We start from the raw sequence: 18,072 nt of genomic DNA, 5'->3' as shown, positions 1-18,072 counted from the left end.
ATTCTCCGCGCGGAACGTGGTGCGCAGCGCCTCGTGGCGGCGCACCAGCTCGTCGAAGCTCTGCTGGAGCGCGCCGGCATTCAGCGTGCCCTCCAGCGTCATGGCCATGGGGATGTTGTACGCGCTGGCCCCGGCGCCGAGCTGGCCGATGAACCACAGCCGCTGCTGGGCGAAGGAGAGGGGCATCGCGGAAGACCGGTCCGCGCGGGTCAGCGGCGGCACCGCGCGCGAGGCGCCGGTGGCCTGCCCCTGGCGGGAGTCCAGGCGCTCGGCGAGGGCGGCCACGGTGGGCGCCTCGAAGAGGGCGCGCAGGGGCAGCTCCATTCCGAAGGTGGCGCGGAGGCGGGCCACCAGCTGCGTGGCCAGCAGCGAGTGGCCGCCCAGCTCGAAGAAGCTGTCCTGCGTGCCCACGCGGCTGACTCCCAGCAGCTGGGCGAACAGGTCCGCCAGCGTCTGCTCCGTGGGGGTACTCGGGGCCACGTACCGGCCGCGCTGCGCCACCGAGGCGTCCGGCGCGGGCAGGGCCTTGCGGTCCACCTTGCCGTTGGCCGTCAGGGGCAGCACGCCCAGGTGCACCACGGCGGAGGGCACCATGTACTCGGGCAGCTTCGCCTGCACATGGTTGCGCAGCTCCGTGGAGTCGAGCGGGCCCGCGTCGCCGGTGACGTAGGCCACCAGGCGCTTGTCGCCCGGGGTGTCCTGTCGCACCACGGCCACCGCTTCACGCACGCCCGGGTGCGTCAGCAGCGCCGCTTCGACTTCGGCCAGCTCGATGCGGTAGCCGCGCACCTTCACCTGGTTGTCGATGCGGCCGAGGAACTCCAGCACCCCGTCCGTCCTCCAGCGCGCCTTGTCGCCGGTGCGGTAGAGGCGCTCACCGGCGGTGGTGCTGAAGGGGTTGGGGATGAAGCGCTCGGCGGTGAGGTCCGAGCGTGAGAGGTAGCCGCGCGCCAGGCCGTCGCCGCCGATGAACAGCTCGCCGGGGATGCCCGAGGGCACGGGCTGCAGGTGCTCGTCCAGGACGTACACCTGGGTGTTGGCGATGGGCCTGCCGATGGGAATGGAGGCCCCCACCTGGGCCGCGTGTGACATGCGGTACGTGGAGGTGAAGAGCGTGGACTCCGTGGGGCCGTAGCAGGCCGTCACCGGAATGCCCATTCCTTCCACCACGCGCCGGACGTGCGGCGCCGAGACGACGTCGCCGCCGGTGAGGAGCTGGCGCACGCCGCGCAGCGCCTCGGGCTTGAAGTCCACCACCTGGGAGAAGAGACCCGAGGTGAGGTGGAGCGTGGTGACCCCGTGGCGCTGGAGCACGCTGCTCAGCAGCTCCAGGTCGCTGGGCGACTGGGGCGGGAAGACGACGAGCCGACCGCCAAAGAGCAGCGGACCCCAGACCTCCAGGGTGGAGGCGTCGAAGGAGATGGGGGCGATGAGGAGGAACGTCTCCTCCGGCCCCAGGTGCGCGTACTTCGCGCCGTGCAGCAGGCGCATGACGCCCCGGTGCTCAACCGCCACACCCTTGGGCCGGCCGGTGCTGCCCGACGTGAAGTCCACGTAGGCGAGGTGCCGGGACGTGGCACCGGACACCGGCCGCGAGCGCGGCAGCATGTCCAGGTGCATGTCCTCCACCAGCAGGCACGGCACCGGCTCCGGCACGGGCAGGCCGGTGCGCAGCGCGCGCGAGGTGATGAGCATCCGGGGCGGCGCGTCCTCCAGCATGAAGGCCAGCCGCTGTGCCGGATAGGAGGCGTCCAGCGGCAGGTACGCACCGCCGGCCTTGAGGATGGCCAGCAGCGAGACGATGAGCTCGACCGAGCGCTCCAGGCACACGGCCACCAGCGCGTCCGGGCCGACTCCGTGCAGCCGCAGCAGGTGGGCGAGCTGGTTGGCGCGCATGTCGAGCTGCGCGTAGGTCAGGCGCTGCTCACCGAACTCCAGGGCGATGGCGTTCGGGCGCAGGGAGACCTGCTGCTCGAACAGGTGATGGATGCACGCCTCGCGCGGGTAGTCGGAGGCGGTGTCATTCCAGTCCACCAGCACCTGCTGGCGCTCGCCCTCCGTCAGCAGCGGAAGGAGCGGCAGCGGCAGGTCCGGCGAGGCGACCACGGTGCGGGCCAGCAGGGTGAGGTGCTCCGCCATGCGCTCCACGGTGGCCCGGTCGAAGAGGCTCGTGGAGTACTCGAAGCGGACGGTCATCCCGTTGCGGTGCTCCCACATCTCCAGGCCCAGGTCGAACTTGGCGGAGTTGACGGGCACCTCCACCGAGCTGAGCTGGAGCGTCTGCGAGGTGGCGTCCGCCTCGGGCGTGTTGATGACGTTGAGGATGACCTGGAACACCGGCGTGCGGCTCAGGTCGCGCGGGAGCTGGAGCAGCTCCATCAGCCGCTCGAAGGGCGCGTCCTGGCGCGCGTAGGCACCGAGCGCCTGCTGCTTCACGCGGGCCAGCAGCTCGCGGAAGCTGGGCGTCCCGGACAGCCGCGTGCGGAAGGCGAGCGTGTTGAGGAAGCAGCCGATGAGCCCCTCCACCTCCGGGCGCGAGCGGCCGGCGATGGGCGTGCCGATGGCGAAGTCCTCCTGGCCCGAGTACCGGCCCAGCAGGAGCTGGTAGAGCGCCATCATCACCATGAAGGGCGTGGCGCCCTCGCGGCGGCCCAGCGCCAGCAGCGGCTCGGCGAGGTCCTTCGGCCACTCGAAGCGGTAGAGGTCGCCCGCGTACGACTGCACCGCGGGACGGGGCCTGTCGGTGGGCAGCTCCAGCGCCGGGACGCCGAGGAGCTGGTCCTTCCACCAGCGGAGCTGCTCGTCCAGCACCGCGCCTTCCAGGTAGTTGCGCTGCCACGCGGCGTAGTCCGCGTACTGCACGGGCAGCTCGGGCAGCGGCGAGGGCAGGCCCGCGCCGAAGCAGGCGTAGAGGACCGTCAGCTCACGCGCGAGCACCATGTTGCACCACGCGTCGGAGACGGCGTGGTGGAGGATGAGGCTGAGCACGTGGTCCTCGGCGCCCAGGCGCAGCAGCTTCGCGCGCACCACGGGGCCCTTCTCCAGGTCGAAGGGCAGGGCGGAGTGCTCCTGGCACATCCGCACCACCGCTGCCTCGCGCTCCTCACGCGTGGCACCGGGCACCTCCTCCAGCGGCATGGGCAGGCTGCCCCCCGGATGGATGATCTGCACGGCGGCGCCGCTGTCCGTGAGGGTGTACGTGCTGCGCAGCACCTCGTGACGGCGCACCAGCTCGTCCAGCGCGGCCTGGAGCGCCGCGGGGTCCAGCGGGCCCTGGAGCCGGAAGTTGGCCGCGTTGTTGTAGGCCGTGTTGCCCGGCTCGAGCTGCTGGAGGTACCAGAGCCGCTGCTGCGCGAAGGAGAGCGGCAGGGGGCCATTCCTCGGCGCGCGCGGAATGGGCGGCGGCGCGCCCGGTGCGGTGGCCGTGCGCGGCGCGGGAGCCGCCGGGGCGGGCGGACGCGGCGCCTGGGGCGCGGGCGTCTTCGCGGCCGGCGCGGAAGGCATGGGCGCCTTGGCGGCCGGCGGGTTCACGGTCTCCACGCGGCCGTCCGCGCGGAGGCGGGCGTACCGGCCCGTGCGGTAGAGCTTGCGCGAAGCACCGAGCGGGTGGGGCACCAGCCGGCGGCGCTCCTCCTCGGCCGCGCGCCAGAGTCCCCGCGGCAGGCCCGCGCCTTCCAGCGCCAGCTCACCGACGACTCCCAGGGGCACGGGCTGGCCGGCCTCGTCCAGCACCCAGGCCTGGAGGCCCGCGGGCACGCGCTCACCCGGGCCCTTCGGCAGCAGGGCGCCCTCGGTGGCGCCACCCGCGAGCAGCACCTCCACGCCCGCGGCCTTGTGCAGGGCCGTGGCCAGCTCCGCCGAGGCCCCATCGAGGACCAGGGCTCCCACGCTCCCCAGCGACTCGCGGGCGCCGGGCATCTCCACCAGCGTGCGGGCCAGGCGCGCGGAGGCGTGCAGGACGACCGCGCGGGACTCGCGCGCCAGCTCCAGCAGCTCGCCCACGCCCTGCTCACCCTCCACCAGCACCTGCTCCTGGTGCACGGACGCCTCGGCCTCCATGCGCTCGCGGAGCTTCGCCAGCCGGCGCAGGCTGTCCAGCACCACCGGCGTGTCCACGCCGAAGTCGATGAGGCAGGCCACCTCGTCCACGTCCGCGTCGCGCATGGCGTGCAGCCGCTTCAGGCCGCTCTCCACCGTGCCGATGAGGCCCGTGGCCAACGCGAAGTTCTCGAACGAGTGTTCGAGCATGGCGTTGATGTCGTCCTCGGAGAGCTTGTCGACCTCCCCCTTGTAGCCCTGCGCCGACAGCAGGCTGGCGATGATGTCCGCCGAGCCCCGGAAGTACGTCAGCAGCGGCTTGCGCACCGTGCGCAGCACCTCCTGCTCGTCGTCACCGATGAAGGTGTGCGCCATGCAGGTGATGTGGCCCCGGCCCGGGTGGCCGTTGCGGCGCCACGCCTCGCGGTAGAGCGCCACCTTGGGCTTCATCTCCTCCAGCGAGTGCGCCAGCAGGCCCGTGAGCAGGCCCGCTCCAATCTCGCCCGCCATCCGGAACGTCTCCGGGCTGGACGTGGCGGTGAGCCACACGGGCAGCTCCTTCTGCACCGGCTTCGGGCGCAGGCCCACCTCCACGGTGGTGCCGGCGCCGCCCGGACGCCGCTGCTTCTCGCCGCGCCAGATGGCGCGCAGCGTCTCCAGGTTGCGCATCAGGATGTTGCGCCGGTCCTCGTACGCGGGCGGGTTGAAGGTGAAGTCCTGCACGTGCCAGCCCGTGGCCACCGACAGGCCCACGCGGCCGTTGGAGAGGTTGTCCACCACGGACCACTGCTCGGCGATGAGCAGCGGGTCATGCAGCGGCAGCACCACGCTGCCGGAGCGCAGGCCCAGGTTGCGCGTGACGGTGGCCAGGCCCGCGGCCACGACGGCGGGCTGCGGGTAGAGACCGCCGAACGCGTGGAAGTGGCGCTCGGGCGTCCACACCGCGTGGAAGCCGTTGGCGTCCGCGAACTTCGCGCCCTCCACCAGCAGCTCGTACTTGGGACCGGTGAGCGTGTCCTCGTCGTTGGCGAAGTACAGCAGGCTCAGGTCCAGGGCACGCGTGCGCGGACCGCCGCCGCTCAGGCGCACCAGCCGGGCGCGCACCTTCTCGGAGGGGAACACCACGCGCAGGCCGCGCGAGAGCGCCCACACCGACTCCAACTCCGAGCGCTCCGTCGAGGAATCGACGGCCGCCAGCCAGGTGCCACCCTCGGTGGGGCGCAGCCGGCCGTCCATCTCGCCGAACAGCTCCGCCAGCGCGGTGTGGTCGAGCGTCCACGCGGGCCTGCCGGCGCCCGCGGGCAGCAGCCACGCGAGCGAGCCGGCTCCGGCGGACGACGGGACTTCCAGGCCGGAGACGTCGCGGAGGTCATCGACGTACAGCACCCGCGCGGCCTCGAGCCGGGCCGCGGTGGCGACCCCGCGCCACGTGACGAGCAGCGGCGAGGCGGCACCCTCGGGCGCGTAGGCGGACAGGCCGCCCAGGTCGGTGGGGCCGAGCGTCACCACGGCGCCGCCGGCCTCCATCACGCCCCACAGCACGGCCAGCTTCATGGGCGAGGGCTCCAGGCACACCGCGACCGGCTGCCCCTCACCCAGCCCGAGCGTCCGCAGGCGCGCGGCCACGGCGTGAGCCCGGGCGGACAGCTCGGCCCGGGTCCACGACTGCGCACCCTGGACGGTGGCCACGGCCTCCGGGCTCCGGCGGGCACGCTCGGCCAGCAGCGCGGGGACGGCGGCGGACGGGAGCGTGGGACGGGGCGCGGGCCAGGCGCGGCGCTCCGCCTCGGTGACGAGGGGCAGGCGCGAGATGCGCTCGTCCGGCCGGGCCACGGCGGCGGCCATCAGGACATAGAGGTGCTCCACCAGGCGGCGGGCGGTGGCCTCGTCGTACAGCTCGGTGGCGTATTCCAGCGCGCCGACGATGCGGCCGTTGTCCTCGGAGAGCACGAGCGTCAGCTCGGACAGCGTGGCGCCCCACTGCACGGGCGCATTGCGGATCTCCATCAGCGAGGCCCGCACGCCGGACAGCTCCAGCGCCTGCGGGCCGGCCGCGCCCACGGCGTGGTACACGAAGACGGAGTCGGTGATGCGATCCCTGCCGATGTCCTTGCCCGGGACGAGCTCCTCCACCAGGAACTCGAAGGGCACGTCCGGACGGGACTGGACCTCGGAGACCTCCTGCTTCACGCGGCCGAGCAGCTCGCGGAAGGTCGGGTCGCCCGCGAAGCTGGTGCGGAACGCGGCCGAGTGGGCCACGTAGCCGATGAGCGGCAGCAGCTCCGGCCGGGTGCGGTTGGCGATGGGCGTGCCGACGATGATGTCCGCCTGCCCGCTGTAGCGGTGCAGCAGCGTCTTCCACGCGGCCAGCACCGTCATGTACGCGGTGAAGTTCTCACGCTTGCCGAACGCCAGCACCTCCCGCGCCAGCGCGGAAGGCAGGTCCACCGTCATGCGCTTCGAGGTGAGCGGGCAGCGCTCCGGGCGCGGCCGGTCCGTGGGCATGTCGATGCGGCGCGGCATCCCGGCGAGGCGGTTGCGCCACCACTGCTCCTGCTCGGGCAGCAGGCGCTCGGCGACGGTGCGGCGCTGCCACGCGCCGAAGTCCGCGTACTGCACGGGCAGCGGGGGCAGGGGAGACGGCTGGCCCTGGCGGAAGGCGGTGTAGAGCTGGCCCAGTTCGTGGACGAAGAGGGCGATGGACAGCGTGTCGCAGACGACGTGGTGGATGGTGCCCACCAGGATGTGGAGCTTCTCGTCCAGCCGGACCAGCGTGGTCCGCATGACGGGGCCCTTCACCAGGTCGAACGGGCGCGCCGCGTCCTCGCGAGCGACCCGCATGGCCTCCTCCTCACGCTGCTCGGGCGAGCCCGAGACCTCCACCACGTCGAGGGGGATGTGGAACTCGGGGTGGAAGCGCTGCACGGGACGGCCGTCCACCACGTCGTAGGTGGTGCGCAGCGCCTCGTGACGGCGGACGATCTCCTGGATGCTCCGGTGCAGGATGTCCAGGTCCACGGTCCCTTCGAGCCGGAGGACGAAGGGGATGGTGTACGCGGAGAGGCCGGGCAGGTGCTGCTCCAGGCGCCACACGCGCTCCTGGACGAAGGAGAGAGGCAGTTCCTGGGTGCGCGGGAGCGGGACGAGGGGCAGCTCGCGGGTCTGCTCCACGGGCGCGGCCTGACGCAGCAGGGGCTCCAGGCGCTCGGCGATGCCGGCCACCGTGGGGGCCTCGAAGAGGGCCGCCAGGGGGAGCTGCACGCCGAAGGTGTCGCGGAGCTGGTTGAGCAACTGCGCGGCCATCAGCGAGTTGCCGCCAATCTCCAGGAAGTTGTCGTCGCGGCCCACGAAGTCCAGACCGAGGCGATCACGCCACATCGCGGCCACGCGCTCCTCGGTGGCGCCGCGCGGCGCGTCCTCACGGACGGGCACGTCCGGGGCGGACTCGGCGGCCACCGGTGCCTGCACGGGAGCGGAGGCCAAACGCGGCTGCAGCGTCGAGGGCGCCTGGAGCGGCGGCAGCGCCTGCGGCACGGGCGCGGACGCATGGACCGGCGCCGTCCGCGGGGACACGGGAGCAGTGTCTCCCCGCGGCTGAAGCGTCGCGGCTGCCTGGACCGGCGGAAGCGCCGGAGGCTGCGTTGGAGCGCCCGGGGCCGGGGACGCGATCACCGCTGGCGACGTGAGGCCAGCCCCCGAGGTCTGTCCGTCCTGCGAGACGGCCACGCGGCCCTGGGGCACCAGGGGCTGGGCGAACACGGGCGCCGACGTCGGGCCAGCCGTCGGAGCGACCATGCCCGGCGGCGTGAACATCGGAGCGGATGCATGGCCCGCGGGCGTGACCACCATGGTGCCCTGGGGCACCACGGGCTGGGCGAACACGGGCGCCGACGAGGGGCTCGGAGTCGGAGCGACCGCGCCCGGCTGCGGAGACTGCGTGAACACGGGAGCGGACGCATGACCGGCGGGCGTGACCACCATGCTGCCCTGGGCCACGCGCGCCCCGCTGCCCGGCGTGAGCGCCTGCGCCGGCTGCACATTCGGCTGCGCCTGCGCCGGCTTCGCGTCCACCCAGCAGCGCTTCTCCTGGAACGGGTAGGTGGGCAGGTGCAGGCGCAGGCGCTGCTCGTGGGCGTAGAAGGCGGACCAGTCCACCTCCACGCCCAGCGTCCACAGCTCGCCCACGGCCTGGAGGAAGCCCGCGTGCTCCGTGGTGGACCCGCCACGCCGCAGCGTGGCCAGCGCCTTCACGCGCTCACGGTCCTGTCCCAGGCACGAGCGCACCAGCGGCGTGAGGTCCTGACCCGGGCCCACTTCCAGCACGAGGCTGCAGCCCTCTTCCAGCAGGGCGCCCACGGCCTCGGAGAAGCGCACCGGCTGGCGCATCTGGTCCGCCCAGTAGCGCGGCTCGGCCAGGGCGCCCGGCTTCGCCCAGGTGCCCGTGACACTGGACGCGTAGCGCACCGTGGGCTCGGAGCGGCGCAGCGACGCCACCACCCGCTCCAGCTCCGGCATCAGCGGCTCCACGTCCGCCGAGTGGAAGGCATGGGGCGCCGGCATGCGCACCGCGCCGATACCCCTGCGCTTCAGCTCCTCCTGGAGCCGCTCCACCTCGTCCACGAGGCCGGCGACGACGCAGCGGTCATGCGCGTTGATCGCGGCCATCTCCAGGCGGCCGGACAGCAGCGGCAGCACCTGCGACTCGGACGTGGCCACCGCGAGCATGGCGCCCGGGGGCATGCGGTGCATCAGCTCGCCGCGGGCGGCGGCCAGCTTCAGCGCGTCCTCCAGCGGCAGCGCGCCCGCCAGGCACGCGGCGGCGTACTCACCGAAGCTGTGGCCCAGCACGGCGTGGGGCTCGAGGCCCCAGTCCATCCACGTGCGCGCCAGCGAGTACTCCACCGTGAACAGCGCCGGCAGTGCCACGCGGGTGTCCGCCAGCAGCGCGGCCGTCTCCGCGTCCTTCGCCCCCGGCTCGGCCCGCAGCAACGTGCTCACCCTGGTGCGCAGCGGCTCGTCCAGCAGCGCGAGGCACGCGTCCACGTGCGCACGGAAGGCGGGCTCGGCCTCGTACAGCTCGCGGCCCATGCCCATCTGCTGGGCGCCCTGGCCCGGGAAGACGAAGGCCACGCGGCGGCGGCGCGCCTCGTCCTTCACCTTCACCGCGGTGTACGGCTTGCGGAGCTGCTTCACGAGGTCCGCCGCATCCGCCGCCACGACGGCACGGCGGTGCTCGAAGACCTTGCGGCCCACGGCGTGCGTGAAGGCCACGTCCGCCAGGGACAGGTCCGCGGCACTGGCCTCCGCGTGCGTGGCGAGCTGCCGGGAGGCAGCCTCCAGCGCCTCGGGCGAGCGTGCGGACAACGTGACGAGCTGATGGGAGCGCCGGGTGGAGCCGCTCTGAGACGACATGGGGGATTCCTCGAGCACGGCGTGGGCGTTGGTTCCGCCAATGCCGAAGGAGCTGACCGCCGCGCGCCGCGGCGTCTCGCCCCTCGGCCACGGCCGCAGGGATGTATTGACGAAGAAGGGACCGGAATCGAAGTCGATCTGCGGGTTGGGGCGCTCGAAGTGCAGGCTCGGAGGAATCTCTCCGTGGTGCAGCGACAGCGCGACCTTGATGACGCCAGCGAGGCCCGCCACCGTGTCCATGTGGCCGACGTTGGTCTTCAGCGAGGCCAGGGCGATGGTGCCCCGGTGCTCGGCCCCGAGGCCGTACGCGCGCTGGAGCGCCGCCACCTCGATGGGGTCACCCAGCGGCGTGGCGGTACCGTGGGTCTCCACGTAGTTGATGCTCTTCGGCTCCACGCCGGCCAGGGCCAGCGCCTGGCTGACGACGGCGGCCTGGCCCTGCACGCTGGGCGCGGTGAAGCCGGACTTGTTGCGGCCATCGTTGTTGGTGGCCGTGGCCCGGATGACCGCGTAGATGGAGTCGCCGTCGCGCTGCGCGTCCTCCAGCCGCTTGAGCACCACGGAGGCCACGCCGTTGCCGGAGACGGTGCCCTGGGCCTTCTCGTCGAAGGCGCGGCAGTGCCCGTCCGGGGAGAAGATCATCCCCTCCTGCCAGACGTAGCCCGTGCGCTGCGGCACGGCGATGCGCGTCGCGCCGGCCAGCGCCACGTCGGACCGGCCCGCCAGCAGGTTCTGGCAGGCGAGGTGGATGGCCACCAGGCCGGTGGAGCACGCGGTGTAGACGAGCGTGCTCTCACCGGTGAGCCCCAGCTTGTAGGACGTCTTCGTGGCCAGGCTCACGTGGGTGGCGGTGCCGTACAACTCGAAGAGGGCCGCGGCATCCAGCGGCACCGTCGAGCGCACCGCGTCCGTGTAGCCGGAGTCCATGGCGCCCGCGTACAGCGAGATGGCGCCGGGGAACCGGTCCGGGTCGATGCCGGCGTCCTCGAGCGCGCTCCACGCGCACTGGAGGAACAGCCGCTGCTGCGGGTCCATCCACTGCGCCTCGCGCAGGGACATGTCGAAGAAGGCGTGGTCGAACCGCTCGACGCCCTCCAGCACACCACCCGCCGCGACGAAGTCCGGGTGCTGCCACAGCTCCATGCCGTCCGGCAGGCCCGGCATGTGCTCCAGCTCCTCGGTGGAGAAGTGGGAGATGGACTCGATGCCCTCGCGCAGGTTGCGCCAGAACTCCTGGACGGAGCCGGCGCCGGGGAAGCGGCCGGACATGCCGACGATGGCGATTGCGCCTGACCCGGACGGGGCGGCCGTCACCGGGCGCGGTTGGTGGCCGGGCGCGGGCTTCGGCGGATTCGCCTCGGTGGCCGTGCCCGCCTCGCGCTCCAGGCGCTGGGCGAGGTCATGGACGGTGGGGTGCTCGAAGAGCCACACCACGGGCACCTCGCGCTTCAGCTCCTCGCGAAGGCGCGCGGCGATGCGGACCACGGACAGCGACGTGCCGCCCAGCTCCTCGAAGAGGTGGTCGTGCACGCCGACCCGGCCGGTGCCCAGCTCGCGGGCGTAGAGGGCCGCGAGCTGCTGCTCCAGCGGGTTTGCGGGCTCCACGAAGCGGCCCTGACGGCCGGTGGACGCGGCGTCCGGCGCCGGCAGTGCCTTGCGGTCCACCTTGCCGCTGGTGTTCAGCGGCAGGGCCGGGAGCACCACGAAGACGGACGGCACCATGTACTCGGGCAGCCGCTGGCGGAGCCCGGTGCGCAGGGTGGTGTTGTCGAGCGTCTGGCCCTCGCGCGCCATGGCGTAGGCCACGAGCCGCTTGTCGCCGGGCACGTCCTCGCGCACCACGGCGACCGCCTCGTGGACGCCCGGCAGAGCGCGCAGGGCGGACTCCACCTCGGACAGCTCGATGCGGAAGCCGCGCACCTTCACCTGGTGGTCGGCGCGGCCCAGGAACTCCAGGGCCCCGTCGGCGCGCCAGCGCACGAGGTCGCCGGTGCGGTAGAGGCGCTCGCCGGGCGTGGTGGCGAACGGGTTCGGGATGAAGCGCTCGGCCGTGAGGTCCGGACGCGACACGTAGCCGCGCGCCAGGCCGTCGCCGCCGATGAACAGCTCGCCGGCCACGCCCACCGGCACGGGCTGGAGCTGCCCGTCCAGCACATACGTCTGCGTGTTGGCCAGGGGCCCGCCGATGGGAACGGAGCTCCCCACCTGCTCGGGCCTCTCCATCCGGAAGGACGAGGCGACGACGGAGCCCTCGGTGGGGCCGTAGCCGTTGGTGATGGGGATGTGGAGCGACTCCAGCGCGCGGCGGGCGTGGGGCGCGGAGAGGACGTCACCGCCGACGTGGATCTCCCGCACGCGGCCCAGGATGTCGGGCCGGTAGTCCACGAGCTGCGCGAAGAGGCCCGCGGGCAGGTGGATGAAGGTGACGCCGTGGCGCTCCACCACCTGTCCCAGCGCGTCCAGGTCCCCCGCCGCGGCCTGCGCGGGGAGGATGACGAGCCGGCCGCCGTGCAGCAGCGGAGTCCACATCTCCATCACCGAGCCGTCGAAGGAGATGGGCGCGAGGAGGATGCCCGTCTCCTTCATGCCGAAGCTGGCGTAGGGCTCGCTGTGCACCAGGCGCAGGATGCCCCGGTGCTCGACGGCGACGCCCTTGGGCCGGCCGGTGCTGCCCGACGTGAAGATGACGTAGGCCACATCGCGCGGCCCGGCGCCGGAGGCCGGAGGCGTGGCGGGCTGGGTCTCCAGCGACAGCTCCTCCACGAAAAGGCTCGGCGGTGCATCGTCCGGCAGGGTGAGCAGCCCGCGCACGGTGCGCGTGGTGAGCAGCAGCTTCGGGCGGGCATCCTCCAGCATGTGGGCCAGCCGCTGCGCGGGGTACGCCGCGTCCAGCGGGACGTACGCGCCGCCCGCCTTGAGGATGGCCAGCAGCGAGACGATGAGCTCGACGCCGCGCTCCAGGCTCACGGCCACGCGCGTCTCGGGGCCCACGCCGTGCGAGCGCAGCAGGTGCGCCAGCCGGTTGGCCCGCGTCTCGAGCTGGCCGTACGTGACGCGCTCCTCGCCGCACTCGAGCGCGATGGCGTCCGGGCGGTGGGTGGCGTGCCGCGAGAAGGCCTCGGGGATGGTGACGTTGGAGGGGTACGGGCGGACGGTGTCGTTCCACTCGACCAGGACCTGCTGGCGCTCCCCGGGCGTGAGGAGGGGCAGGGTGGCCAGCGGACGGTCCGGCGTGGAGACGGCGGCCTCCAGCAGCGTGCGGAGGTGACCGGCGAGGCGGGCCACGGTGGGGGCCTCGAACAGGTCGGTGCTGTACTCGATGACGCCGCGCAGCCCGTCGGGGGCCTCGCCCAGCGTGAGGCCCAGGTCGAACCGGGCCGTGGCGTTGTCCACGTCGATGGGGCGCAGGGTGAGGCCCGGTACGCGCATCTCCTCCGTGGGCGTGTTCTGGAGGGCGAAGATGACCTGCACCAGCGGGTTGCGGCTCAGGTCGCGCGCGACACTCAGCTCCTCGACGAGCTTCTCGAAGGGCAGGTCCTGGTGCTCGAACGCGGCCAGGGTGGTCTCTCGCACCTGGCGCAACAGCGCGCGGAACGAGTCCCCCGGACGCACGCGGGCGCGCAGCACCAGCGTGTTGACGAAGAAGCCGACGAGCCCCTCCAGCTCGCCATGGCGGCGGCCGGCGATGGGCGAGCCGACGAGCAGCTCCTCCTGGCGGCTGTAGCGCGACAGCACCACCTGCCACGCGGCCAGCAGGGCCATGAAGGGCGTGGTGCCCTCGTTCCGCGCGAGCGACAGCAGGCGCGAGACGAGCTCCTTCGGCAGATGGACGGGCAGCATCGCCCCGCGCGGAGTGCGGATGGCGGGCCGCGCCTTGTCGGTGGGCAGCTCCAGGACCTGTGGGGCCCCGGCGAGCTGTCCCTTCCACCATTCGACCTCGCGGGCGAGCACGTCTCCCTGGAGCCACTGGCGCTGCCACGCGGCGAAGTCCGCGTACTGCACCGGCAGCTGCGGCAGCATGGGGGCCCTGCCGGCGGCGAAGGCCTCGTAGGCCGCGGCCACCTCGCGGACCATGACCGCGAGCGACCACCCGTCGGAGACGATGTGGTGCATGACGAGCAGCAGGACGTGGTGCTCCGCGTCCAGCCGCAGGAGCCGCGTGCGCAACACGGGCCCGGCGGTCAGGTCGAAGGGCTTGCCTGCCTCCTCGTTGGCGAGCCGGCGTGCCTCCGCCTCGCGCTGCTCGGGGGGCGTGGCCTCCAAGTCGGTGACGGGCAACGTCCAGGCGGTGAGCGGGTGGAGGACCTGGACGGGCTGGCCGTCCTTCATCGCGAACGTCGCGCGCAGGGACTCGTGGCGTGCGACGAGGTGCTCCAGGGCGCGGCGCAGCGCCTCGATGTCGAGCGCGCCCTCCAGCCGGAGCGCGGCGCCGATGTTGTAGTTGGTGCCGCCGGGCTGCACCTGGTCGAGCACCCACAGGCGCTGCTGCGCGAAGGACAGGGGCAGGTCACCGTCGCGGGGAACCGGACGCAGCGGGGGCGTCTTCGACGCCTCAGGGGTGCGGACGAGGAACTGCTCCTCCACGAACTCCGTGACGCGGGCCACGGTGGGGGCGCCGAAGAGCGCGCGCAGGGGCAGCTCCACCTGGAAGGTGGACCGCAGGCGGGAGACGAGCTGCGTGGCCAGCAGCGAGTGGCCACCCAGGCGGAAGAAGTCGTCGTGCAGACCCACGTGGTCGACCCGGAGCAGCTCGCGGAAGAGGCCCGCGACCCGCTGCTGGAACGGGGTCATGCGCTCGGGGACGGCGGGTGCCGAGGCACTTGGAGCCACCGGCGCGGGGAGGGCCTTGCGGTCCACCTTGCCGTTGGCGTTGAGGGGCAGGGCGGCCAGTTCGACGAAGGCCGAGGGCACCATGTACTCGGGCAACTGCCGCTGGACGAAGGCGCGAAGGGCCTCGGAGTCCACGCCCGGAGTCGAAGGCACCACGTACGCCACCAGGCGCTTGTCGCCGGGCACGTCCTCGCGGGCCACCACCACCGTCTCCTGGAGGCCGGAGAACTGGCGGAGGGCGGCCTCCACTTCACCCAGCTCGATGCGGAAGCCGCGCACCTTCACCTGGAAGTCGGTGCGGCCGAGGAACTCCAGCGAGCCGTCAGCCTTCCAGCGCACCATGTCGCCGGTGCGGTACAGGCGAGCACCGGGGGCAGAGGAGAAGGGGTGGGGGACGAAGCGCTCGGCCGTGAGGTCCGCGCGGTTGAGGTAGCCCCAGGCCAGGCCGTCACCGCCGACGTACAGCTCACCGGGGACTCCCGGAGGCACCGGCTGCATGGAGGCATCCAGCACGTACGCGGTGGAGTTGGAAATGGGGCGGCCAATGGGCACCGAGCGGCCCACGTCGTCCGAGGACGAGAGGGAGTGAGTGGTGGAGAAGGTGGTGTTCTCCGTGGGGCCGTAGCCGTTGACGAGCAGCGCGCCCGAGGGCAGGCGGGAGAGGTGCTCGCGCACGCGCTGGACGGGCAGCACGTCGCCGCCGGCCAGCACCTGGCGCACCCTGGCCAGGGCCGCGCCCTGGTGCAGCGCCATCTGCTCGAAGAGGGCGGCCGTCAGCCACAAGGTGCTGACGCGCTCCTTCACCAGCAGGGCGGCGAGGTCTTCCAGAGAGAGCTGTCCGGCCGGGGCCAGCACCAGGCGGGCGCCGTGAAGCAGCGCGCCCCAGACTTCGAGGGTGGAGGCGTCGAAGGCGGCAGGCGCGAGCTGGAGGACGACTTCGTCGGGGCCGAGGCGGATGAAGCGGGTGCCCAGCACCAGGCGCACCACGCCCCGGTGGGGCACGCACACGCCCTTGGGGCGGCCGGTGCTTCCCGAGGTGAACATGACGTACGCCAGCGCGTCCGAGTCCACGCGCACGTCGGGCGCGGTGCCAGGCTGGGAGGCAATGGCGCTCCACTCGGTGTCGAGCAGGACGCACGAGCGGCCAGCCTCGCGCAGCACGTCCCCGAGGGACTGCTGGGTGACGGCGCCGGCTGCACTCGCCGAGCCCGCCACGGACGGCTGAGCGACGGTGCCAGCTCCGCTCCGCGAGTCCATCAGCGCCTGCTGGGTGAGGACGACGTTGACGCCGGCCTCGCGCAGCACCCACGAGATGCGCTCAACGGGGTGGTGGGCATCCACCGGCACGTAGGCGGCGCCGGCCTTGAGGATGCCGAGCATGCCGACGATGAGCTCCGGCGAGCGCTCCACGCACAGTGCGACGCGGGCTCCCGGACGCACGCCACGCGTGCGCAGGTGGTGCGCGAGCTGATTGGCCCGCGTCTCCAGCTCCCCGTACGTGACTGCGCGCGCGCCCCCCAGGGCCACGGCATCGGGCGCACGGGCCGCCTGCCGCGCGAAGAGCGCGTGCACGGGCACGTCACGCGGGTAGTCCACCGCGGTGCCATTCCAGGCGGACAGCACCTGTGCGCGCTCGGCCTCGTCCATCAGCGGCAGTTGGCTGACACGGGCCGTGGCGTTCCGGGCCACGGCCTCCAGCAGGACGACGAAGTGCCGGACCAGCCGCTCGGCGGAGGCAGGGGAGAACAGGTCCAGGCTGTACTCGAGCTGTCCCTCCAGGGCCCCGCCACGCTCCATCAGCGCGAGGCTCAGGTCCTGCCGGGCGGTGTCCGTGACACTCCGCAGGATCTCCACCTGGACACCCGGCAGCGACGGAGGCTGCATGGGCGCGTTCTGCAAGGCGAAGATCACGTTGAAGAGCGGCGTGCTCCCCTCCGCGCGATCCCCACCAATCGCCTCGACCAGCCGATCGAACGGCACGTCCTGATGGACGTAGGCGGCGAGGGACTCCTCGCGCACGCGGCCCACCAGCTCCGCGAACGTCGGGTCTCCCTCCAGGCGGGAGCGCAGCACCATCGTGTTGACGAAGAAGCCGATGAGCGGCTCCAGCTCGGAACGGGTGCGCTGGGCAATCGGGCTGCCGATGGCGAAGTCCTTCTGGCCCGAGTAGCGCGACAGCACCGCCTCGTACGCGGCCAGCAGCACCATGAAGAGGGTGGCTCCCTGCTCTCGGCCCACCTTCTCCAGCGCGTGGACCAGCTCCTCGGGCAGGGTGAAGAACTGGCTGGCGCCACGAACGGTCCGCGTCGCGGGCCGGCCGGCCTCGGCGGGCAGCTCCAGCGGGGGGACGCCCTGGAGGCGCGACTTCAGGGCCTCGAGCTGCGCCTTCATGCCCTCGGACTGGCCCCAGCGGCGCTGCCAGGTGGCGAAGTCCGCGTACTGCACCGGCAGCTCCGGCAGCGGAGAGGGCTTGCCCTCGGCGAGGGCCGCGTACAGCGCCGCGACCTCGCGCACCAGCACGCCCATGGACCAGCCGTCCGAGACGATGTGGTGCATGCTCAGCAGCAGCACGTGCTCGGAGTCACCGGTGCGCAGCAGCACCGTGCGCAGCAGCGGACCCGTGGCGAGGTCGAACGGACGGTTGGCCTCCTCGGCCAGGCGCTTCTTCAGGACGGCGTCGCGCGTGGACGCGTCCAGCGTACTCAGGTCCTCCACCGGCAGCGGCCACTGCGCGGGGGCGGAGTGGATGCGCTGCTGGGGCTGGTCGTCACGCGTGACGAAGGTGGTGCGCAGCGCCTCGTGCCGGCGGACGATCTCCGCGAAGGTGCGTCCCAGGACGTCCACGTCCAGCGCGCCGGACAGCCGCAGGGCGATGGGGACGTTGTAGACGGCCTGGCCCGGCTGGAGCTGCTCCAGGAACCACAGGCGCTGCTGCGCGAAGGACAGCGGCAGCGCCTCCTCGCGAGGCACGGGCAGCAGCGGCGGCATGTCCGCGCGCGACGCATGGAGCAGGAGCGCCTCGATGCGCTCCGCGAGCTGCGCGACGGTGGGTGCCTCGAACAGCGTCCGGAGCGGGAGCTCCACTCCGAACTGTGCCCGGATGCGCGTGACGAGCTGCGTGGCCAGCAGCGAGTGGCCGCCCAGCTCGAAGAAGTCGTCGTGCGGACCGACGCGATCCACGCTGAGCACCTCCCGGAACAGCGACACGAGCTGCTGCTGGGGCAGCGGCAGGGAGCTGATGTCCATCGCCTCCGGAGACGCGGACGAGAAGTCCGGCGCCGGGAGGGCCTTGCGGTCCACCTTGCCGTTGGGCGACAGCGGCAGGGACTCCATCGCGACGAACGCGGCGGGGACCATGTACTCCGGCAGGTGCCGGCGCAGGTGCTCGCGCAGCGTGGCGCTGTCCACGTCCGCGGGCGTGACGTAGGCCACCAGCCGCTTGTCGCCGGACACGTCCTCGCGCACCACGACCACCGTCTCGCGAACGGACGGCACGCCCCGCAGGGCGGCCTCGATCTCGCCGAGTTCGATGCGGAAGCCGCGCACCTTCACCTGGAAGTCCACGCGGCCCAGGAACTCCAGCGTGCCGTCCTGCTTCCAGCGCACCCGGTCCCCGGAGCGGTACAGGCGGGCACCCGGAGTGGAGGCGAAGGGATTGGGGACGAAGCGCTCGGCGGTGAGCGCCGGCTGGCCCAGGTAGCCCCGGGCCAGGCCATCGCCGCCGATGAACAGCTCACCCGGCACGCCCACCGGCACCGGCCGCAGCGTCTCGTCCAGCACGTACACCTGGGT

1 protein-coding gene (only partly in view) is annotated in these 18,072 nt (G+C 72.9%); it reads right to left on the bottom strand.

Annotated elements, in window-relative coordinates; genetic code table 11:
* Positions 1 to 18,072, bottom strand: part of the annotated coding region (locus K8638_RS41165; protein WP_223760249.1) for a non-ribosomal peptide synthase/polyketide synthase (this coding region is incomplete at its 5' end). Its footprint begins 13,485 nt before the window's first position; 18,072 of its 31,557 annotated nt are in view.

It is taken from the genome of Myxococcus sp. RHSTA-1-4, from assembly GCF_020037125.1.
In the GTDB taxonomy this organism is placed as follows: domain Bacteria; phylum Myxococcota; class Myxococcia; order Myxococcales; family Myxococcaceae; genus Myxococcus.
Note: the sequence above shows the minus strand (reverse complement) of the source record. Positions and strands in the feature narration are given on the sequence as shown.